Genomic DNA, 21,115 nt, shown 5'->3' with positions numbered 1-21,115 from the left:
ATGCCTCTTACGCGACGCAGTTTTTTACAGTCCAGTATGGCGCTTGCCGCCATGCGCAACGCCGTAGCGCAAACCAGCGACAGCGATGAAAAACCCAACATCATCTGGATCATCGCTGATGACGTCGGAGGCCGCGACATCGCTTGTTACGGCCACCCGACCATCCGAACGCCGACAATCGACGCTCTCGCGAAAGGCGGCCTGCAATTCACCAATGCGTTCGTGACAATTTCGTCATGCAGCCCCAGCCGTTGCAGCGTATTCACGGGTAAGTATCCGCACTCAACCGGGGCGGACAATTTGCATGATCCGCTTCCCGCAAATCAAGCCATCGTCCCGGAGTTGCTCGCGCCTGCGGGGTATCACACCGGCTCGGTTGGCAAACTCCATTTGGGCGACGCCGCCGCCAAAAAGTTCCACTCCGTCAAAGGCAAAGTGACCGACTGGTCGTCTTTTATGGATGAGCGCCCCAAACAACAGCCGTTCTTTTTGCAGATGGGTTTCGTCGACGCTCATCGTCCCTTTGACCGGGGCTGTATCGACAAGCCCTACACCCATGAGGAAATCGTAGTGCCGCGATACCTGCCCGACATCCCCATCGTGCGCGAAAACCTAGCGGGCTTTTATGATGAGATCACCCGCATGGACCAGGAGATCGGCAAATTAATGGACCATCTGCGCGAAAATAATTTGCTTGAAAACACGCTCATCATTTTTTGGGGCGATAATGGAATGCCCTTCCCCCGCGCCAAGACCACCATGTACGACAGTGGCATCTCAACGCCGTTGATTGCTTTTTGGCCCCGGATGATTCAGCCCCAACAAAAATATGATGGGCTTGTCAGCACCGTCGATATCGCCCCCGCAACGCTGCAAGCCGCTGGCGTCGAAGTCCCAAGCGACATGCAGGGCGTTAGTCTCACTGACCAGGTGATGAATCCATCGGAACATGAACGCGACTACATTTTCGCCGAAGCCAACTGGCACGACTTTGACGAACATATCCGCGCGGTACGCGACAAGCGCTATAAATACATCCACAATGCGTTTCCTGAGCGCGCGCTTGAGACCTCAGCAGACAGCCTCAATACGCCAATGTTTGAAGAGATTCGCAAACTGCGCGACGCAAACCAACTCACGCAAGAGCAAATGCTGCTGTTCCGTTCGCGCCGCGCCGAAGAAGAACTTTATGACATCACAGCCGACCCAAACGAGTTCTATAACTTGGCGTACGATCCTGCATACCAAAAAGTATTAGTGCGCATGAGAAAACGCCTTGACCAGTGGATTCAGGAAACCAACGACATCCCGCCGGATGATTCTCTGCCAAACGAGTTTCACCCTGAAACCGGCAAGCGCATCAAAGCGGAGCATCAAAATAAATAACGCTGTTGAAGGAGAATAACCATGCTGCGAACACTGGCGATGCTTATGCTTTTTGTCGGGCTTACGGCAAGCGCTGAAGTCCCGTCCGTCTTGCCGGGAACCATTGAAGGCGTCACCCCCAGCCGCATGATGGAAACCTATTTTGGCAAACTCAACGAGATCGCGTTTTCCAATCGCGCCCAAGCAATCGAAGCCCTGCAAACGCCGCAACAGATTCTTGAGCGCCAAGCGCGGATGCGCGATTATTTTGTAGAAATGCTGGGTGGGTTCCCCGAACGTACGCCGCTTAACGCGAAAACGGTTGAGACCATCAAAAAAGACGGATTCACCATTGAAAAAATCTTATTTGAAAGCCAGCCGCAGCATTACGTCAGCGCGATGCTGTTTCTTCCCGACGCCAAGCCGCCTTACCCCGGCGTGTTGGTTCCTTGCGGACACAGCGCCAATGGAAAAGCGTACGACGGCTACCAACGCGCCTGTATGCTGCTTGCGTTGAATGGGATGGCCGCGTTGATTTACGATCCCATCGACCAAGGCGAGCGCTATCAACTCATCGACGAAAATAACCAGCCCATCATCGGCGGCACTCTCGGTCACACCATGACAGGCATCAGCAGCATGTTGCTAGGACGCAACACCGCGACCTACCGCATCTGGGACGGGATGCGCGCACTGGATTACTTATGCAGCCGCCCCGAAGTCAACCCGGAACGCATCGGCTGCACCGGCAACTCAGGCGGCGGAACGCTGACCAGTTATCTCATGGCGTTAGACGACCGCATCACCGTCGCAGCGCCCAGTTGCTATCTATCGACATTATCGATGGTGCCGCCTCAAGATTCCGAACAAGACATCTACGGCCAAATCGCCATCGGCATGGACCATGCAGACTACATCCACATGCGGGCGCCCAAGCCTACGCTGATGTGTTGCGCCACCCGCGATTTTTTCCCCATTGAAGGGACTTGGAAAGCCTTTCGCGAAGCCAAGCGGCTTTATACGATCATGGGGGTTCCCCATCACATTGAACTCGCCGAGGCCAATGAAGAACACGGCTTCACGCAGCCGTTGCGCCAGGCCTCCGTGCAATGGATGAAGCGCTGGCTGCTTGGAAAAGATGAGACCATCATCGAACCTGCCGACTTGCAGCCATTAACGGATGAAGAAGCCCTATGCGCCCCCAACGGACAAGTGATGACCATCCCCGGCGCGCGTTCCGTCTACGATCTCAATCGCGAGTTCAACAAAAAATTATCGGATCAACGCCAGGTTTTATGGGGACACGCCAAAGCATCTTCCACACGACAAAGCGTTCGACAAATCGCGGGCGTTCGCGGTCTCAAACAGTTGCCGAAACCCGAAATTGAAACGATCGACCAAACAGAACACGACGGCGTAACCATCACTCGGCTCATCATCAAGCCGGAGCCGGGCATTTTTCTGCCCGCCGTACAGTACGAGCCGAAAGAAGTCAATTCAGGCCCCGCGCTGATCGTGCACGGCCAAGGCAAAAGCGCCGGGCGAATGGAAGAACTCATTCAGAAAGAGCTCAGCGAAGGCCGTATTGTTCTCGCGGTTGATATTCGCGGCGTCGGTGAAACAAAACATGAAGATAACCTGAAGTCGTATCACAATCATTTCAATTCATCGTGGCGAAACGTGCTGAGCGCCTATATGCTGCAACAATCCTACGTCGGGATGCGAACGGAAGATATTCTCGTTGCGGCGCAATACATCAGCCGCATTGATCCCGCTATCCGCCAGCCGGTCCATCTCATTGCGGTTCGAGAAGCCTCAACGCCTGCGCTTCACGCCGCTTTTTTAGAACCTGGCTTGTTCGCCAAGACGACCTTGATTCACGCCTTGCAATCGTGGAGCAACGTCGTTGACGCCAATATGACCAACAATCAGTTAGAGAACGCCATCCACGGCGTCTTGCGGATATACGACCTACCGGACTTGGTAAACGCCATTGCTCCAGACAAAATTGAAATGCTGGAACCCTATGACGTCATGCAACATCCGGCGCGAATGACGAACTAAGAAAGGAACATTATGCATTTGCGTTTATTGGTTCTCTGTCTTTGTATATTGTGTGTGAATTCTTATGGGCTTGACAGAGAAATGATCTTCGAAGAGTCCGATGGCTTGGCTTCCATTGAAGCCGAGCATTATGTTTCGCATGACCTGAACAGCGTTCGCTTCTGGTATACCGTAACGCCTCAAAACCCAATGGGAATCGAGCCGGACGGCGACGGGAATCACGCCGAAAGCGCCAGCGGCGGCGCCTATCTTGAATTATTACCCGACACGCGAAGAACCCATGATGATCCGTTAATTTCTGGTGAAAACTTTTCAAACACGCCGGGCCAACTCGCGATTTTGACGTACAAAGTTCGATTCAAAACCCCAGGTAGATACTATGTATGGGTGCGCGCATTTTCGACGGGACCAGAAGACAACGGCATCCATGTCGGGCTTGACGGTCTCTGGCCGGAAACAGGACGCCGTATGCAATGGTGCGTAGGCAAAAACGATTGGCGATGGGAAAGTAAACAACGCACGCAAGAAAACCATTGTGGAGAACCCTATAAAATCTACCTGGACATCAACGAACCCGGCCTCCACTCCATCGCATTTTCCATGCGGGAAGACGGATTTGAATTTGACAAATTCGTATTAACCATAGACCGCGAATATACGCCAAAAGGCATGGGCCCGGACGCATCATCAAAAACCGATTAGATTGCCGTAATTTATTTTATACGCTCCGCCAGTTGGTCTTTCACTGGCGTGAGTGTTGCTTTGTGTTGTTCAACAATTTTAGCGATTTCTGCTAACACCTCAGGATGTTTGTCTGCAACATTATATTTCTCAGAAGGATCGTGCATCAGGTTAAACAACAACGGCGGGTCATGCTGCTGACGGTTTTTGTCTTTGGTGTATTCCGTCTCTGTAATGAAATGCGCTTTGAAGGCGCCCTTTCGGACGGCGTATAACTGTTGTCCTCGATAATAAAACATGGTCTTACGAGGGCTTTCATCGTTGCCAAATAAGACAGGCGATAGGTCTAGCCCATCCAAATACCGATCATCAGGGATTGTTGCGCCCGCCAGTTTGCACGCCGTCGGCAAGATATCTAGCGTCGAACCGATGCCATGTACAACGCCCGGCTGAATGCGCCCTGGCTGCCAAAAGATGGTCGGCTCACGCATCCCGCCTTCCCAGGTGGTGCCTTTTCCGTCTTTCAACAATCCAGCCGAGCCGCCGTCCTGCTTGAATGGAAGCCAAGGCCCGTTATCGGAGGTGAAGACAACCATCGTATTTTCAGCGATGCCTTTATCCCTCAATGATTGCAAAATGCGCCCGACGCCGTTGTCGATCTCTTCAATCACATCGCCATAAAGGCCGCGCGCACTAGTTCCCTTAAATCCATCTGAAGTGAAGAGAGGAATATGCGGCAGATTGTGAGCAAGATAGAGAAAGAACGGTTGTTCCTGGTTCGCCTTTATAAACTGAAGCGCCTCTTCGGTATAGCGTTTGGTTATGGTGTATTGATTTGCGGGGCGTTCAATAATTTCTTCATTGCGCATCAAAGGAACGTTCCAGTTTTCCGGCGTCGCTCTGTTGTCAGCGTCTTTGGTTTGATCGCCGCCCCTTCGGTCCATGTCGTTGCTGTATGGGATGCCGAAGTAAGAATCAAAGCCGTGGCTTGTCGGTAAATATTGCGGCAGGTGCCCGAGATGCCACTTGCCGATGCAACCCGTCGCGTACCCCTGTGGTTTGAGAGCTGCGGCGATGGTGATCTCATCGGCTGGAAGCCCGCCTGAGGAATCGGGAAACAAAACGCGGCTCTTGTCGCTGCACATGCCGCTTCGAATCGGTAGGCGCCCGGTTAAAATTCCCGCCCGGCTAGGCGTACATACGCTGGCGGCGGCGTAAAAATTGGTCCATTTTTGGCCTTCATGCGCCATCGCGTCAAGATTGGGCGTGTGGATGCTGGGATGACCAAATACGCCCAAATCGCCATATCCCAAATCATCACAAAAAATTACAATGATATTCGGCTTACGCTTCGAGTCTTGTCCAAGAGCGGGTTTCGCCAGAAGCGCAGCTGCGCCACCACCCATCGTTTTTACAAAGGAACGACGATTCAGGCATTGATTCTTCATCTCATATTCTCCAATAACGCATTGTCCTGGCCCGCTACTTTATCTTGCTGGATACCCCCTCTATTTGTCAACGCCGAAAAAACAATTTACGTTTTTATATTTTCATTCCAGTAACATACTGTGTGACTATTGGAAAAAATGAAACAGGTACGGTTACAATTTTTGATAAATTTAAAAAATTCACTTCCTCAATAAAATATTATAACGTATTATATTTCAAGGCATTACACAACAGCGCTTATGATTGCATCTGGATGATAAAATCGGTACGCTAGTTGCTTTAATTATGAGACATGATTTTAAAATGGTTGAAGGACAGTAACGATTATGATGCATCAAAAAGTAGCGTCAGAAGACCTTCGCATTGGGATGTGTATTGAATTACCGCCCGATACGCTTTCAAACCAGAAGGATTTTTTAGAATATACGATATCAAATGAACATGAATTGAGCTGCGTCAAAAATTCGACCCGCAAGAACTTCATCGTGCGCGACATTAAGTATGATGACGTAACCTCAATCAAACCAATCGCTCATCCTAACGTAAAACCAAACCCCTTTGAGGCGTCAGACCGGTTGCTCATGGCGATTGCTGACCCCAACCTTTCTCCAAAAGAAAAAGCGTCAAAAGTATATGAGAATGCGATTACCTTAATTGAATCATTATTTGAGTCTCCTAAAGCAGAATGTATCAAAGTGACAAAAGAAGCACTGAATAAGATGTCTGACATGATCCTCTCCGAACAGGAAACCGCATTGCAATTATTGAAAATCACGGCGTATGACCACAATACCTACGCGCATTCGGTCAATGTCGGCGTCTTATCTCTGTCGCTTGCAAAGCAATTTTACGGTGAAGATTCAAAACATGACTTGAATGAACTCGGCTCCGCCTTCTTTCTGCATGACATTGGCAAGACCGAGATTCCCTATCGAATACTCAGTAAGCCCGGTCGCTTGACCGACGAAGAAATGGAAGTCATGCGCGAACATCCATTACGCGGATTGCGCATATTGAAAGAAGCGGGAGAACTGAGCGAAGAGTGCTCCGTCATCGTCAGCCAACATCATGAACGGGAAGATGGATCAGGCTATCCTTATGGTCTGACCGGTGCGCAAATTCACGAATACGGAAAAATATGCGCCATTGCGGATGTGTTTGACGCGCTGACAATGGAGCGTAGTTATAAAAAACCGCTGACCACCTTTGAAGCATTACAAATTATGAGAGAAAAGATGGTTGGTCATTTTGACAGCGATCTCTTCTCCAAATTCGTCCATTTATTTAATTTTTAAGGTTCAACCGCTAAGTGAGAACTTAAATTGATGGATGGCCATGATTTTGGTTATGAATACGTATTCCGGTATATCAAAAATTAACAAACCAAATATGTGATATGGATGAAACTCTGGGAGCGCCTGTGCATAAGGGCCTGAAAGCCCGCACTGAAGCCAGCAGAGTTGCACCCATGCCCCATACAGCGAAATAAAAAAAAACATCCAATTTACGGAAGAACCATTTTAAGCATTTTCGGCTACACGCCCGTTGGCGCTTTCCAGCCGCCCGTTGCTTCTTCCAATGCAATCGCCGCTGCCAGCGCAACATCTTCGCGCCACGGTTTGGCGATTAGTTGAACACCAATGGGCAGACCGTCTTTCGACTCGCCGCCGCGAACCACCGCCCCCGGCAGCCCGGACAAATTGTACGCAATCGTATAACTGAATCCCGGAAACACGTCATCGTTATAACTCACGCCGTGATCGAGCGCCGACGTTGCGCAAGTAGGACAAACAATGAGGTCATAACCCTGCATAAATTCATAAACCGATTGCTTAAATTGCTGCCACTCAAACAATAGATGATGAAAGCCATTGGCGTCGCGCTTTCGCGTCTGGCAGATATCAAGCAATCGCTGCATGATGGGCGCGAAATTTTTCGTACCGCTTTGCTGCAATACCTGCTTCAACAATTCGCCTCCATCCACGCCGCACAGATCAAGCCAGATGTCCGCCTCGCGCCCAAAGCAAGCAGGCCGCGCTTCGATGACTTCAGCGCCGAGTTGGGCAAAACATTCAGCCGCTGACTTTACGGTTTGCTGCGTCTCCTGTGTCGGCGTCACGACGCCATTGTCTGTATAATACGCAATCTTGAGTTTGCGAATTTCGACTGACCGCCCATCAAGATATGGCATAGGGACAATTGCCGGATCGCCGGGATCGTCGCCCAACAACAGTGGAAAGAGATACGCCAAATCTTTTGCGGTTCGCGCCATTGGCCCAATTTGCCAGAGCGGCCCCAGGGCGCCGCCGGGTGGAATATAATGTCCCGTGCGCGGCAAGCGCGCCGTCGTCGGTTTGAGTCCTGCGATTCCACAAGCGTGGCTGGGAAAGCGAATGCTGCCGCCAGCGTCGCTGCCCAAACCAAACGGCGACCCGCACGCTGCAATGATGGCCGCTTCACCGCCGCTGCTGCCGCCCGAACTTTTGTTGATGTTATAGGGATTATTCGTCTTACCAAAAACGACGTTGTCGCTTTCAAACGCCATGCAAATTTCCGGCACGTTGGTTTTGCCTAATAAGATCGCTCCCGCATCGCGCAAGCGTTTGACCAAGACCGCATCTTGTTTGGGGACAAAGTTTTTTCTGCCTTCGGTTCCACAAACGCATGTCAGCCCCTCGGTTTCGATGCTGTCTTTCATGGTGAATGGAACGCCGTGCAGCGCTCCCAATGCGTCGCCGTGCGCAACAGTCTGGTCAGCGGCGACCGCTTGTTCAAGCGCTCGTTCATAACAGGGCTGAACAACGGCGTTTAATTTTGGATTCACCGCTTCGATTTTCTGAATGCAGGCTTCAGTAATGTCTCGTGAAGAAATCTCTTTATTGCGAATGGCTTGAGCAATTTCGCGAGCGCTCATTCGGACCAGATCGTTCATTGTTGTCTCCCAAAGCATACGATGCAGCAATGATTTCCGTTTAAACTTTATCGCTCAGAGTGGATGACTCAAGCCGCGTTCTTTGCATATAATTGTCCCATACTCAAATTGGGGAAATGATATGTCAACCAACCGCCGACGTTTTTTACAATCCACCGCAGCCATCGCCGCCTTGCCCGCCTCCGCTCAATCCATTCGTGCGACTCCATCAATGGAAGCCATAGATCAGGCCGCGCAACGCCCCGTTCTGAATTTGAAGGAGATATCCGTTCCGATTCTGATTGAGAGTTTTGAATTGCACCGCTTGGGCAACGACCATATTCTCAAGGCCGCCAGCCGTGACGGCGCCGTGGGATATACCATCACCAATAACCGGGCGTTTCAACTGTACCCATTGCTGCGCGACAATGTCCTTCCGCATTTCATCGGCAAAGATGCACGCAACCTCGAAACGTTGCTTGATGAATTGTATGGATTCAAAAGCAATTATAAATTGCAGGGGCTTGCCTTGTGGTGCTGCGTCGCCTGGGTGGAGATGGCGCTCTTAGACCTACTGGGGCGCATCACCAATCAGAGGTTGGGCGACATGTTAGGCGGCGTATTGCGGGAGAGCATCCCGGTATATTATGCGAGCGGCAATCGCCAGACTTCGCCGCAAGAAGAAGTGGATATTCTCAAACGTAAGGTTGAAGAGCACGGCGTGAAAGCGGTCAAATTCAAAATCGGCGGGCGCATGAGCAACAACGCCGATTCCATCCCCGGGCGCAGTGAAGCGCTCATCCCTCTTGTGCGAAAAACGCTGGGCGATTCGATTGACATCCATAGCGACTCGAACGGGTCGTATGATCCGCCCAAAGCAATCGACATTGGCAAGCGCCTGCAAGACGCGAACGCGATTTTCTTTGAAGAGCCTTGTCCATTCGACCATCTCGACGACACCAAGCGCGTAGCGGATGCGCTTGAGATCGATATTGCGGGCGGCGAGTGTGAATCGAGCCATCGACGCTTTCGCTGGATGGTGCATCACGGCGCGGTGCAGGTCGTACAACCGGATTTGCATTACTACGGCGGGTATATCCGTTCACGCCGGGTAGCGAATATGGCAGCCGTTGCGGGAATGCCCATCACCTTACACATGGGCGGCAGCGGCGTTGGTTTCGTCGAAGTCGTACAGTTCGCCTCCTGTACGCCAAACATCGGGCCGTATCAGGAATTCAAGGAAGGCTTTGAAAAGTCGGTGTATTATGATCCGCCGTTGACAATGAAAGACGGCGAGGTCAGCGTCCCCAAAGGCGCGGGATTAGGACTCGCGCCTCTGGAAGACCGCCTAAAAAAGGCCGAACGAATTGTGTGATTTTATTCACGATTACTATTTATGCCGACATTTCAAATAAGGCGTGGGTTGATTACGCTGCCTTCGCGATAATGTCTAACTTAATCACAACTTCATCGCGGATGAGGTCATCGGCTTTACCCGGATACTTGATCTCAAAATCAAAGCGCTTGACGAAAAACTCAGCGTTCAATTTGATCAAGTCGTCTTCAGCCGCGATTTGCGCCGGGAACGAAATTGCCTTGGTCACGCCGTGCAGAGTCAACTCGCCCGTGACGGTGTAGCCCTCAGCCGCTTTCTCAATCTTGTTCGCCTTGAAGGTCGTTGTCGGGTTTTTCTCAACACCGAAAAAGTCCGGGCTTTTCAAGTGTCCGGTCAAGCGGTCATTGTCTGACCAGGTTGAATCCATATCGATCTCAATGGCGCCGTGTGATCCTTCGGGCGATCCATCGACCAACACAAACTCGCCGCTAAATTTTTCAAAACCGCCGTCATGGCTGCCTGTGACTTTTGATCCAACAAAACCGATAGTCGATGCGGGCGTAACCGTGTAGGCTTTGCCTTCTGCGGACACGGCGGCCTCACCTGTTGGGCTGGAAACCTTCGCTTCGGTCACATTGTCAGCGGGATTCGAACACCCTACGGCAATCATTGCACAAACAGCAAGTATGGCGAAAGATACTTTTCTCATCTCTTATCTCCTGATCCAATAAAGTTTACTGATTATATCAACTTCCTGGGTATTTTCCTAAAAACAAATTAATATTTTTTAAACAGTTCTTCCGAAGACGATTCGATGTTCCGTCGCGTTGACAAACAGGCATTGCGAAAGAATAATCCGCCTCGATATCTATTCCACAAAGAAAAACAACCAATGACCAATAAACTACGTATTCTTGTTACAAATGACGATGGAATTCACTCTCCCGGCCTGACCGCGCTGGCGGATGCGCTTGGAACGCTGGGCGAAGTATGGATCATCGCGCCCGACCGCGAACGCAGCGCAGTGTCACACTCGTTCACCATGAACCACCCCATCCGGGCGCACCAGTTAAGCGAACGCGTGTATATGATTGACGGAACGCCCGCCGATTGCGTCATGTTTGGGGCCCGAGGCTTTCTCGACTTCAAGCCCGACCTGGTGGCGTCAGGCATCAATCGCGGCCCCAACTTAGGCATCGACACCGTCTATTCAGGAACCGTCGCGGGCGCCCACGAAGGCCATTTAAACAACGTCCCCTCCTTTGCGATTTCGTTAAACCTCGTCGTTCCCGGCGAGACACAGCATTTCAACACAGCGGGTAAAATTGCGTGCGTGATCGCAAAAGACATGTTAAACAAACACATGCCCGACGGGACGTTTTTGAATGTGAACGTCCCCAACCTGCCTTATGAAGAACTGAAAGGCATCACAGCAACCCGGCTCGGCGAGCGCGTATACCGCGACGTCATCATTCAGCGGCATGACCCGCAAGGCAAAGAGTATTATTGGATCGGCGGCGAAACGCCCACCTGGGTCGAAGCGGAAGGTACAGACTTTCACGCCATCGAAGACGGCAAAGTTTCCGTCACGCCGCTTGGACACGACTTCACCCAATTTCACGCCATTGCGGAAATTGATAAATGGAACCTGGACGTTAATCAATCTGATAGCAAATAATGGAGACCTTGCGTGTTTAGCGAACTCAAAGACTGGACGATTTCTCTCGTAATTCAAAACAACCAATTTACCGACAACGCCTTGGTTTCCCTTGGGGTGTTGTCATTTGCTGAATCTTCATTTTTCCCGATCCCGCCCGACATCCCGTTTATTCTCATGGGCGTAATTCAGCCTGATTCCGCTTACCTACTGGCGACCATCCTAACCGTGACTTCCGTGTTGGGCGGCGCGCTGGGCTACGCCATCGGACGCTTCGGCGGACGCCCATTTGTCACATGGCTGGTGAATTCTCCTTGGACGAATTGGATTTTCAACCAGGAAAAATTCGACAAAGTTGAAGGGCTATACAACAAATATGACGTGTGGGTCGTACTCGCCGCCGCCTTCACGCCGATTCCCTACAAAGTATTCACCATCGCGGGCGGACTGTGCCGCATTCCCTTCTGGCGCTTTATGCTCGCTTCGCTGGTTGGTCGGGCGGGGCGTTTCTATTTAGTCGGTTCGATTCTCTACTTCTTCGGCGAACAAGCCAAACCGCTGTTGCACCGCTTTGATTTATTTCTCGCGGCGATGCTGGTTTTGGGAATCTTCGGTTTTATTTCGCTTCGTTTTATTGGACCGAAAAAAAATGCCGTTCCGCCAGTAGAATAACGCAGTAATCTATCCGTATGAAACTTGATCCGACGGATGGCATCCCCATTCAATATTTTTTGGATGAAGTCGAGAGCGGCGCCCGCGACCAGGCGGAGTGGTGCGCCAAACTCCCCGGCGCGTTTCACCACATTGCCTTGATGCCTGACGCACACCAGGGCTACGCCATGCCGGTCGGCGGCGTAATGGCGCTCAAGGGCGCGGTCATGCCCAACGCGGTTGGCGTCGATATCGGCTGCGGCATGGTCGCCGCCCGTACTAACATCAAATTTTGGGATGTTCGCAACGACATCCAACAAGCCGCTGATGAAATTTTTTACGATATCCCTACTGGAAAAAAATGGCATGAGCAACCGCAAGAAGGCGAAGTGATCGAACGCATACGCGTGAAAGGAAAAGCCAAGCGCGACTTAAAAGAATACATGCCCGTCGTTGCTGAGCGCATAGATGAGATTCCATTTCAATTGGGAACATTAGGCGGCGGCAACCACTTCATCGAAATTCAAAAAGACGAAGACGGCTGGTTGTGGGTAATGCTGCATTCCGGCTCGCGCAACATCGGGTACACCATCGCCAATCACTATCACAAACTCGCAAAAGACTATTGCAAATCGCAAGACTCAAGCCTGCCAAAAGATTATGCCATGCTGCCGCTGGGGTTGCCCGAAGCGCAAGAGTATCTCGACCAGATGCAATGGGCGATGGACTTCGCCATGCAAAACCGCCTGCACATGCTCGACGCCTCGTTTGAAATCATGGAAGCAATCTTCTCGCGCCCCATCGAATGCACGCTTGAAGTATGCACTCATCACAACTACGCCGCTTGGGAAACGCATTTCGGCGAGAAAGTTCTTGTCCATCGAAAAGGCGCTGTACGCGCATTGGAGGGCGAACTGGTTACGATTCCAGGCTCAATGGGAACATGCAGCTACATTGGACGCGGCAAGGGATTCGCTGATTCGTTCCGTTCATGCTCACACGGCGCGGGGCGTTGCAAAAGTAGAACGCAAGCGCGGGAGGAAATCTCTGAAGAGTCATTCGCAGAGCAAGTAAAAAATGTACATATCGCTGCGCCCAGCATGAAGCGCATCATCGACGAAGCGCCCGCCGCCTATAAAGACATCGAAGACGTGATGAAGAAACAACAACATCTCGTCGAACCCGCCTTCCGCCTGGCCCCGCTCGCCGTGGTGAAAGGGTGAGGCATGTATCTCCTGCGTTTTTCTCTCTACTTCTAAACTCGGTGAAATAGCCCCCTTTTTTTAAGGGGGGGGGAGGCGCAGCAGGCGCCAGGGGGGATTCGGGCGCAGCGCACTGCGCCCCTACTAAGTTTTGCAGAGTGGATTCTTACACCACAAATTTAATTTTCTACCATCGATCAAAGAACGGCAAGGCTTGGGGGAGCCTATCTGAGCGCCTGTGAACAGGGCCTGAAAGCCTGCACTGAAGCGAAGAGAGACTCACCCAAGTCTTGCCTCTTATTTCAACAGTGAATGATAAAGCAGTTCAAGATCACCAATCAAGCGTGAAATCGAATACTTACGGATCGCATCGTCCTGAGCGCGGCGTCCCATCTCGGCGGTCGCGGCAGGGTCTTTTAATGCACGAAGAAAGCCGTCTGCAATCGAGGCGGGATTATACGGCTCGGCAATAAATCCCGTCACGCCGTCTTCAATCAACTCCGGTACGCCGCCCACTCGCGTCGCCATGACAGACTTTCCAGCCGACAGCGCCTCAATGACCGCCACTGGCAACCCCTCATTGCCCGAAGTCAACGCAACCAGATCAACGGCGGAATACACATCCGCCCGGTCGTCGCGGAAACCAGTAAATACCAAACGATGAGTGATTCCTAATTTGTCCGCCAGCGCTTCCAACTCAGGACGTAATTCTCCGTCGCCGATAATAATGAAGTATGTATTCGGGTGTTTCTCGATTACAGCAGGAATCGCCCGGAACAAATCTTCATGGCGTTTAATGGGAACCATGCGCGCCACCATGCCGATCGCAAAATCGCTGTCGGAAAGCCCCCATTCGCTACGCAGCCGCTGCCGCGCATCCGGCGCGGGATGACGAAACGGTTCGAGTTCCAGCCCAAGTGGAATCTTGATAACTTTGTCTTCGTCGCCGACGCGGTATTGCAATAAGTCCTGCCGCACCTTCTCGCTGACGGCGATCACTTTGCTGCTGCGCGCCGCCAGAAATCGCTCGACGCCGCGAAAGAACGCCGTCTTCAATTTCCCAAAATAGCCATGCAGCACATGCCCATGAAACGTGTGAATAATCACCGGGACGCCCGCCAGCAATGCGGCGACGCGCCCCACCGATCCCGCTTTAGCAGTGTGAGTGTGAACGATGTCAGGCTTTTCCCGGCGGATGAGTTTGTAGAGGCGCCACAGCGTATTGATGTCGCGCCACGGGTTTAACTCGCGCCCCAGGTTGGGGATGATAAACGGCTTCACGCCCTTCTCTTCGGCGAGGTGGTGCATGTCGCCTTCTTCGGGCGCCTCAACCCCGCTGACCAGGACGGTTTCAAATTTTTCGGAATCAAGACCATGCGTCAATAAGATGACATGAATCGCAGGCCCGCCGACATTGAGCCGGGCGATGATGCGGACAATTTTGATTTTTTTTGATTTCTGGTTCATAGAATACAATAAATATACTCGACTTGTATGTCATCGCGAGGCGCCTGGCTGCCGCAGGCAGGCTCTTTAGGACGACGCGGCGATCTAATAATGTGGGGAGGGCGAACCTCCTGGTGAGCCGCGATTGACAGAAAGCGTTTCAATTATACGCGGCTCGTCGGGAGACTCGCCCTCCCCTCGCTTCGCTCGCAATACCACGAATGAGATATGCTTTCTGATACCTGATGCTAGCGCATTCCGACACAACGCCAAGCCTTTAAGAATTGTATTTGACCAAACAAAAACGGCCTGGAAAATTCCAGGCCGTTGGGTAAAACAAAATTTGGTATGCTCTTATTCTTGTGGAGCGGCTTGTTCAACGTCGCCGCCTTGCGCAGGCAATGTCGTCTCGCCGCCGCTTTGCGACTGTTCAACTAACTCACTAAGCGCGGGGCCGACGATATTGGCGTCGTCATCTAGCAGGCTTCTCTGACCGCCTGGAGGCGTGATGATAGTCAGTGCGAGACTATTCAGCGCAAATACCACCGCCAAGCCAATCGTAATCTTGACCAGGATATTCATCCCGCCCGACGCGAACACGCTGTCGCTGCCGCCGACGGACCCGAATGCGCCAGCCAGACCCATGCCTTTATTGGATTGGATCAAAACAAAAAAGATCAATGCGACGCAGACAAATAACTGCAAAAGACTTAAGAGATAAAACATGCGTTTGGCTCCTCGTTATACATCGGAAAGCGCGGCCAAGCCTGGAAGTTCTTTGCCTTCCAAGAGTTCAAGCGAGGCGCCGCCGCCCGTGCTAATATGCGTAATTTTATCGCTAACGCCCGCTTTGTGAACCGCTGAGACCGAATCGCCGCCGCCAACAATGGAAACGGAATCCGAATCAGCCACCGCGTTCGCAATCTGCATGGTGCCTTCAGCGAATGCGGGAATCTCAAACACGCCCATCGGGCCGTTCCAAACAATCGTCTTCGCTGCGGCAATTTCTTTCTTAAAGGCTTCAACCGTGGCCGGGCCAATGTCGATGCCCTTCAAGCCAGCGGGGATGTTTTCTTCGTTGATGGTTTGCGGTTCGACGCCGTCGCTGACTTCCGCCGCCGCTTTGTGATCGCACGGCAACAGAAACTTCACGCCTTTTTCTTCGACCGCCTTGATGACGTTTTTGGCAACATCCAGTTTTTCGGTTTCGACAATGGAGTCGCCGACTTCTACGCCTTTTACTTTCAGCAACGTATACGCCATCGCGCCGCCGATCATGATTGCATCGACTTTGTCTAGCAGGTTCTGGATCACGTCAATCTTGCCGGAGATTTTCAGCCCGCCCAAAATCGCGATAAACGGACGCGCCGGGCTATCGAGCGTTGAGACGAGATAATCAATCTCTTTTTTCATCAAATAGCCCGCTACATTGGTGTCAAAAAAGCGGGTTACGCCTTCGGTCGAAGCGTGAGCGCGGTGGGCCGTACCAAACGCATCGTTGACGTACAGGTCGCCCAGTTCGGCTAGTTGCTTGCAGAAGCCTTCGTCATTGCCTTCTTCTTCGGCATGAAAACGCAGGTTCTCCAGCAACACAACGTCGCCGTCGCTCATGGCGTCCACTTCGGCCTTAACAGCAGCGCCGACGCATTCGGTCAGCGATTTGACCGGCTTACCAAGCAATTCAGCGAGTTTGTCGCCAGCGGGTTTCAAACGGAATTCTTCTTTCACCTGGCCTTTGGGGCGCCCCAGGTGAGACATCAAAATTACGCGCGCGCCTTTGTCAATCAGCGCCTGAATGGTGGGCAACGCGGCGCGAATGCGGGTGTCATCTGTCACGTTGCATTTGTCGTCGAGCGGGACGTTGAAATCGACCCGCACTAAGACCCGCTTGCCTTGGGGATTGATATCATCAATAGTTTTTTTCTTCATGGTTCGATCCTTGTTGTGATTGACTTGGCGGGCGCTCCCCCGAGGCCCAACCGGGAAAACGGGGCCGCCCCAAAGAGACGGCCCCGTAAATGGTTGTTATGGAAAAACCGCTTAGGCGATTTTGTTAATCAAGTCGATGACGCGGTTTGAGAAGCCCCATTCGTTGTCATACCAGGAAAGAATTTTGATGAAGTTGCCTTCCATGACGCGAGTGTAGCCCGGGTCGAAGCAGGAGGAATGAGGATTGCCGACGAAGTCGACGGAAACCAATGGGTCTTCGACGTACTGCAAGACGCCCTTCATGGGGCCATCCGCAGCGGCTTTGATCGCAGCGTTAATTTCTTCAACAGTCGTAGACTTGCCCAATTCGGCGCTCAAGTCGACCACGGATACGTTCGGGGTCGGGACGCGAATCGCGAAGCCGTCCATCTTGCCCTTCAAGTCAGGCATAACCAGGCCGATTGCAGCAGCGGCGCCGGTCTTGGTCGGGATCATGCTCATCGCGGCGGCGCGGGCGCGGCGCAAATCTTCGTGAGGGAAGTCGAGAATGCGCTGATCGTTGGTGTATGAGTGGATGGTGGTCATCAAACCGCGTTTGATTCCCCAGTTGTCATGGATGACTTTGGCGACGGGGGCCAGGCAGTTGGTTGTGCAGGAAGCGTTTGAAAGAACGTCGTGCTTCGCTGCGACATAGTCATCGTCATTCACGCCGAAAACAACGGTCACGTCAGCGTCTTTTGACGGAGCGCTGATGATGACTTTCTTGGCGCCGGCTTTCATGTGCAAAGCGGCTTTTTCGCGAGCGGTGAAGATACCAGTTGATTCGATAACGATTTCCGCGCCCAATTTCGCCCAAGGCAAGTTGCCCGGGTCTCTTTCGGCGGAAACAGGAATCTTGACGCCGTCAACAGAAATCGCGCCGCCTTCATCTTTGACGTCGCCTTGATACAGGCCGTGAATCGAGTCGTACTTGAACAAATGGGCCAATGTTTTGGAGTCGGTCAAATCGTTGATACCGACAATTTCGATGCCGCCTTTGGCAAGTGCGGCGCGCGCGACCAAGCGGCCTATGCGTCCGAATCCGTTAATTCCAATTTTTACAGACATTTTGTTCCTCCTGTGTGATTTCACACGCTGGTTTGATAGAGCGCCTTTTTTGAGATCGGTTGGCGCAACTTTATATGTATGTACGTAGGGGTTTAATGCTTTTTGAGACGATTCCCTGAACTACTATATTACACGTCGGCGCCCTAAATCGTAAGGCAGGGAGAATACCGCAGGCCCTTTCTCACAATTCTCTCATAAAACACCGTCTTCCGATTGAATTATACGCGTTTCCAGATGCGGGCGACGAACTGCTCCATGTATCCGTCGGAGATAAAGGCGTTGAGCGCTTCGGTTGTGCCTCGTTCATCCAGCCCCCAGATGGCGGCTTTGGCTTCGCCGTCACTGAGCGAGAAATGAACAAACGCGCGTTCCCCGCCCGTCCATACCAACGGGATGCGGTTAAACGACTCCGCCGCCGCTTTATTTACGCCTGCTCCCCCCAGGATAATGCTGGGGCAGGCCTGAAAAATCGGGTTGTCCAGAAACCAGTGGTCAGAGACGACAACGGCTTTTTGAAAGCGGTTATCGCCAAATTTGTCCATCGCTTGCTTGAGTTGATAGGCAAGCGGCCGGTCTTTTTCTTCAGGAACCAACTCCGACCCGACAACGATCAATACCGTATCTGTCACATCAAAGGGCAATGTCTGTTCTCCTCATTTACCGGGCGGCGCTGGCAAATTGCGCCAATACGCCCGCCAGGCGTTCGCAACCTTCGCGTAATTCGTCTTCCCCGATTTGCCCATACGAGATTCTCATCGTTGACGACCGGGCGGATTCAGGACGGTCAGGCGAAAAACATAACGCTCCCGGAACATATAAAACTTTCGACTGGATCGCCGCCTGGAAAATTGGCGCTTTCGCTCCCGTATCATACTCTTCCGGCAAAGTCGCCCAGATATAAAACCCGCCGTCGGGATGAGGCAGATGAGCCCCCTGCGGCATTGCGTCCATCAATACATCAAGCGCAATGTCGCATTTCTTTTGATACACCGAACGAAGTAACGCAACATGGCGGTCAAACGCGCCGACCGCAAGAATGCGTTTTAAGATGGTCTGGCTCACATTGCTGCTGCCAAAATCGTGGTTGCCTTTAAGGTGGATCAATTTGTCGATGATCTCCTTCGGGCCGACGCCAAAACCGAGCCGCAGCCCCGGCGAAAGCGACTTGGAGAATGATTCGGTATAGAGCACCAGATCGTTGTCTTCGTCCAGCGACTTGACCGGTGGAGGCGGCGTCGAAAAATTCAGCCGACGATAGGCGGCGTCTTCTAACAAGAGGATTGGATACCCGCGCTCACGGTATTTCCGAAGAATATTTAATATTTGCGGACGGCGCTCTTCCCGCAAGGTCACGCCGTGAGGATTGCCCGCATAGGTCATGCAATACAACATCTTCACGCGGTCCAAGGCGCCTTCGCTTTCGAGACGCTGCAATGTTTGCTCTAATTTTTCAGGAACCAAGCCGCCTTCGTCGATATCAATGCCGATGGTCTGAGCGCCGCGCGTCTGCATCGCGCCCAGCACGACAAAATAGGTCGGCGCTTCCATCAAAACAATATCGCCTTCATCCAGCAGCGCTTCCGCCAACAGATAGAGAATTTGCTGCGAGCCGGAACCCAATATAAAGTGCGACGCGTCAATTGGCGCGTTTGGATGCACAACGCCTTCTTCAAGCAGCCGCTCCTGCAACATGCGCCGCAAGCCGTCGTCCCCTTGAGTGGTGCCGTATTGCAACATGGCGCGTCCACGGACCGGTTCATTTAAAATCTCACCGACTTCGCTCGAAACGACATTGTGCGGCAGCGACTCCTGATCGACAAATCCCGCCGCAAGTGAAATCAATCCCGGCGTTTCCAGCGCTTGCGCCATCAGCCAGCTGATCTCCGGCGCCGCCGTTCTTTGACCGCATTGAGAAAACCGATTGTTCCAATTATTGTCATTCATGAATTGACGGTCCCACCTGTTGTTGTGTTAATATCATAGCCAAGAGTCAGTATTACGCATTCAATAATTCCACAAAGCGCGATGAGGTCAAGATGGTTCGACTTTCACCCAATGGAACGCTGATCTTTTTAGCGTGTTCAACCGCTTTTACTTTGCTGATTTTTTTGTTAAATAACACCGACCCGGTGATTATTCCCGCTGAATATTCAAAATACCCCAGTTTGATCTATAAATTTTATTTTACCGCGCTGGGATTTGTATTTTTCTGGTGGCCGATTGACCTGCTCCTCAATTGGGAGAAGAAAACCCTGGCGGCGGAAACGAAAGACCGTTGGGTCTCCGCCGCCGCCATGACCATTATCTTATTTGTGGTTCCTTATTTCTTTTTGGCGACGCCGTTTCTCTCAACTGTTGTGGTCGCCCTGATCGCGGGGTTGTTCATCCCAATCATCGACCAATTCCGGTTGCGGGTTCGCATTACTGAAAGCAGAATCGATCCAGAGTCGGTTTATCAAATTGGCTTGGAATCAGAACGGGCGAAACAATTTCTCAGATATTTCCCTGAATCTTCATTATTCGTAACTGGACTGAACGCGGCGGACGGCAGCCGCGCTCATCTGTTGATCCATAAGCGCGTCCCCTGCGATGAAGCGCCGGGTTACATGATTGACTATGTGATGGACGTTAGCGTTGACCGCGAAGTCGGAATCTACATCGGCGGCAAAGAGCGCTTGCATTGTTATTTGTTCCGTAATGAAGACAACAAAGCGCGTATCGGCATGTTGCCTTCAGCCAATATAGGCCGCGCATTGGATTATGGCTTCACCGACGAAGAGGTCGAGCGCGCGGTCGAAGAAGCCAGTGCGCCGGGGCAAAACTTCCCCGCCCTCGGTGACCAACCGCTGATGGTTAGCCACTACCCGGGCAAAGCGGTGAAAATGTAAGTATGAACCGAGATTACAAAATGACAAATGAAATTAGTTTACCAAATGATGCCTTAGGTCATGATGAATTTGCAAAAAGCATCATCAATATGATTTCAAACCTGCCCTCTGGATCAGTTATATCTATTCAAGGCCCTTGGGGGCATGGAAAAACTGATACATTAAAGAGAATTGAGAAAGAAATAAATTCATCAGAGCATTCTCAAATTTTAACTCAAACACTTTGGATTAATCCATGGCAATACGGAAAGACAGATTTATTGACTCCACTTGTAATACAAATTTCAGAATTACTTCAAGATCACTACTGTCCCAACGTTTGAAAGAAGAAGTGTTGTAAGTGTCTCAAAATTTAGGAACTAGGTGCTCCATTGCTTGTAATCGATTTGAAATCCGTTTGGTCTATGCTCCATAATTCCACAAACGAGT

The 21,115-nt window shown here is 51.6% G+C and carries 19 protein-coding genes; 10 read left to right on the top strand and 9 right to left on the bottom strand.

The features are described from left to right. From P9L94_08615 to P9L94_08605, 3 genes are all read left to right on the top strand, one after another. A complete protein-coding gene (locus P9L94_08615; GenBank protein ID MDP8244127.1) occupies window positions 1-1,386 on the top strand; it encodes a sulfatase in 1,386 nt (461 codons plus the stop codon). A gap of 21 nt (window positions 1,387-1,407) precedes the next feature. Further along, window positions 1,408-3,429, top strand: a complete 2,022-nt coding sequence (locus tag P9L94_08610) for an acetylxylan esterase (GenBank protein ID MDP8244126.1) — start codon at window positions 1,408-1,410, stop codon at window positions 3,427-3,429. An 81-nt stretch (window positions 3,430-3,510) separates the two neighbouring features. Then, on the top strand, window positions 3,511-4,131 hold the full coding sequence (locus tag P9L94_08605) for a hypothetical protein (GenBank protein MDP8244125.1): 621 nt from the start codon (window positions 3,511-3,513) through the stop codon (window positions 4,129-4,131). A gap of 11 nt (window positions 4,132-4,142) precedes the next feature. On the opposite strand, the gene P9L94_08600 is transcribed toward P9L94_08605, so the two are convergent. Then, complete coding sequence (locus P9L94_08600) at window positions 4,143-5,558, bottom strand: sulfatase (protein ID MDP8244124.1); 1,416 nt, start codon at window positions 5,556-5,558, stop codon at window positions 4,143-4,145. Between the two features lie 327 nt (window positions 5,559-5,885). On the opposite strand from P9L94_08600, the gene P9L94_08595 reads away from it, so the two are divergent. Then, window positions 5,886-6,854: an HD-GYP domain-containing protein gene (locus P9L94_08595; protein MDP8244123.1), complete on the top strand. Its 969-nt coding sequence runs from the start codon at window positions 5,886-5,888 to the stop codon at window positions 6,852-6,854. Window positions 6,855-7,093: 239 nt separating this feature from the next. Here the strand turns inward: P9L94_08595 and P9L94_08590 are convergent, their stop codons facing one another. Then, window positions 7,094-8,491, bottom strand: a complete 1,398-nt coding sequence (locus P9L94_08590) for an amidase family protein (GenBank protein ID MDP8244122.1) — start codon at window positions 8,489-8,491, stop codon at window positions 7,094-7,096. 121 nt (window positions 8,492-8,612) lie between these two features. On the opposite strand from P9L94_08590, the gene P9L94_08585 reads away from it, so the two are divergent. After that, on the top strand, window positions 8,613-9,845 hold the full coding sequence (locus tag P9L94_08585) for a mandelate racemase/muconate lactonizing enzyme family protein (protein MDP8244121.1): 1,233 nt from the start codon (window positions 8,613-8,615) through the stop codon (window positions 9,843-9,845). A 52-nt stretch (window positions 9,846-9,897) separates the two neighbouring features. Here P9L94_08585 and P9L94_08580 read toward each other — a convergent pair whose 3' ends face one another. After that, window positions 9,898-10,515 carry a YceI family protein gene (locus P9L94_08580; GenBank protein MDP8244120.1) on the bottom strand — a complete coding sequence of 206 codons (618 nt, stop codon included), beginning with the start codon at window positions 10,513-10,515 and terminating at the stop codon, window positions 9,898-9,900. Between the two features lie 183 nt (window positions 10,516-10,698). Here P9L94_08580 and surE point away from each other — a divergent pair, with 183 nt between their 5' ends. Genes surE through P9L94_08565 form a run of 3 tightly spaced genes read left to right on the top strand, consistent with a single transcriptional unit; the run spans window position 10,699 to window position 13,337 of the window. Continuing rightward, a complete protein-coding gene (surE, locus tag P9L94_08575; GenBank protein MDP8244119.1) occupies window positions 10,699-11,484 on the top strand; it encodes a 5'/3'-nucleotidase SurE in 786 nt (261 codons plus the stop codon). A 12-nt stretch (window positions 11,485-11,496) separates the two neighbouring features. Then, window positions 11,497-12,135, top strand: coding sequence for a YqaA family protein (locus P9L94_08570; protein MDP8244118.1), 639 nt, complete (start codon window positions 11,497-11,499; stop codon window positions 12,133-12,135). A gap of 17 nt (window positions 12,136-12,152) precedes the next feature. Beyond that, entirely contained in the window at window positions 12,153-13,337 is a 1,185-nt protein-coding gene (locus P9L94_08565) for an RtcB family protein (protein ID MDP8244117.1), read from the top strand. Between the two features lie 276 nt (window positions 13,338-13,613). Here P9L94_08565 and P9L94_08560 read toward each other — a convergent pair whose 3' ends face one another. The 6 genes from P9L94_08560 to P9L94_08535 all read right to left on the bottom strand — a co-directional run bounded on the left by P9L94_08560 (window position 13,614) and on the right by P9L94_08535 (window position 19,742). After that, entirely contained in the window at window positions 13,614-14,783 is a 1,170-nt protein-coding gene (locus P9L94_08560; protein MDP8244116.1) for a glycosyltransferase family 4 protein, read from the bottom strand. Between the two features lie 333 nt (window positions 14,784-15,116). Next, entirely contained in the window at window positions 15,117-15,488 is a 372-nt protein-coding gene (gene secG, locus P9L94_08555) for a preprotein translocase subunit SecG (protein ID MDP8244115.1), read from the bottom strand. A gap of 15 nt (window positions 15,489-15,503) precedes the next feature. Next, window positions 15,504-16,691 carry a phosphoglycerate kinase gene (locus P9L94_08550; GenBank protein MDP8244114.1) on the bottom strand — a complete coding sequence of 396 codons (1,188 nt, stop codon included), beginning with the start codon at window positions 16,689-16,691 and terminating at the stop codon, window positions 15,504-15,506. A gap of 111 nt (window positions 16,692-16,802) precedes the next feature. Continuing rightward, window positions 16,803-17,798, bottom strand: a complete 996-nt coding sequence (gap, locus tag P9L94_08545) for a type I glyceraldehyde-3-phosphate dehydrogenase (GenBank protein MDP8244113.1) — start codon at window positions 17,796-17,798, stop codon at window positions 16,803-16,805. A gap of 218 nt (window positions 17,799-18,016) precedes the next feature. Then, window positions 18,017-18,439 (bottom strand): hypothetical protein, encoded by a 423-nt coding sequence (locus P9L94_08540; protein ID MDP8244112.1) that lies wholly within the window; start codon window positions 18,437-18,439, stop codon window positions 18,017-18,019. A gap of 16 nt (window positions 18,440-18,455) precedes the next feature. Then, a complete protein-coding gene (locus tag P9L94_08535; protein MDP8244111.1) occupies window positions 18,456-19,742 on the bottom strand; it encodes a PLP-dependent aminotransferase family protein in 1,287 nt (428 codons plus the stop codon). 92 nt (window positions 19,743-19,834) lie between these two features. Here P9L94_08535 and P9L94_08530 point away from each other — a divergent pair, with 92 nt between their 5' ends. Continuing rightward, complete coding sequence (locus P9L94_08530; protein ID MDP8244110.1) at window positions 19,835-20,686, top strand: hypothetical protein; 852 nt, start codon at window positions 19,835-19,837, stop codon at window positions 20,684-20,686. Between the two features lie 20 nt (window positions 20,687-20,706). Then, on the top strand, window positions 20,707-21,009 hold the full coding sequence (locus P9L94_08525; protein ID MDP8244109.1) for a P-loop NTPase fold protein: 303 nt from the start codon (window positions 20,707-20,709) through the stop codon (window positions 21,007-21,009). Window positions 21,010-21,115 lie beyond the last annotated feature (106 nt).

It is taken from the genome of Candidatus Hinthialibacter antarcticus (assembly GCA_030765645.1).
Lineage (GTDB): Bacteria > Hinthialibacterota > Hinthialibacteria > Hinthialibacterales > Hinthialibacteraceae > Hinthialibacter > Hinthialibacter antarcticus.
The sequence above is the reverse complement of the archived record's forward strand: the minus strand, read 5'-3'. Positions and strand labels throughout refer to the sequence as shown.

Bases quoted from the DNA above. Each gene is read 5' to 3' on its own strand.
- P9L94_08615 (MDP8244127.1), top strand. From the start codon at position 1: ATGCCTCTTACGCGACGCAGTTTTTTACAGTCCAGTATGGCGCTTGCC.
- secG (MDP8244115.1), bottom strand. From the start codon at position 15,488: ATGTTTTATCTCTTAAGTCTTTTGCAGTTATTTGTCTGCGTCGCATTG.
- P9L94_08590 (MDP8244122.1), bottom strand. From the start codon at position 8,491: ATGAACGATCTGGTCCGAATGAGCGCTCGCGAAATTGCTCAAGCCATT.
- P9L94_08605 (MDP8244125.1), top strand. From the start codon at position 3,511: ATGATCTTCGAAGAGTCCGATGGCTTGGCTTCCATTGAAGCCGAGCAT.
- P9L94_08585 (MDP8244121.1), top strand. From the start codon at position 8,613: ATGTCAACCAACCGCCGACGTTTTTTACAATCCACCGCAGCCATCGCC.
- P9L94_08610 (MDP8244126.1), top strand. From the start codon at position 1,408: ATGCTGCGAACACTGGCGATGCTTATGCTTTTTGTCGGGCTTACGGCA.
- P9L94_08535 (MDP8244111.1), bottom strand. From the start codon at position 19,742: ATGAATGACAATAATTGGAACAATCGGTTTTCTCAATGCGGTCAAAGA.
- P9L94_08580 (MDP8244120.1), bottom strand. From the start codon at position 10,515: ATGAGAAAAGTATCTTTCGCCATACTTGCTGTTTGTGCAATGATTGCC.
- gap (MDP8244113.1), bottom strand. From the start codon at position 17,798: ATGTCTGTAAAAATTGGAATTAACGGATTCGGACGCATAGGCCGCTTG.
- P9L94_08525 (MDP8244109.1), top strand. From the start codon at position 20,707: ATGACAAATGAAATTAGTTTACCAAATGATGCCTTAGGTCATGATGAA.
- P9L94_08560 (MDP8244116.1), bottom strand. From the start codon at position 14,783: ATGAACCAGAAATCAAAAAAAATCAAAATTGTCCGCATCATCGCCCGG.
- surE (MDP8244119.1), top strand. From the start codon at position 10,699: ATGACCAATAAACTACGTATTCTTGTTACAAATGACGATGGAATTCAC.
- P9L94_08595 (MDP8244123.1), top strand. From the start codon at position 5,886: ATGATGCATCAAAAAGTAGCGTCAGAAGACCTTCGCATTGGGATGTGT.
- P9L94_08550 (MDP8244114.1), bottom strand. From the start codon at position 16,691: ATGAAGAAAAAAACTATTGATGATATCAATCCCCAAGGCAAGCGGGTC.
- P9L94_08600 (MDP8244124.1), bottom strand. From the start codon at position 5,558: ATGAAGAATCAATGCCTGAATCGTCGTTCCTTTGTAAAAACGATGGGT.
- P9L94_08565 (MDP8244117.1), top strand. From the start codon at position 12,153: ATGAAACTTGATCCGACGGATGGCATCCCCATTCAATATTTTTTGGAT.
- P9L94_08530 (MDP8244110.1), top strand. From the start codon at position 19,835: ATGGTTCGACTTTCACCCAATGGAACGCTGATCTTTTTAGCGTGTTCA.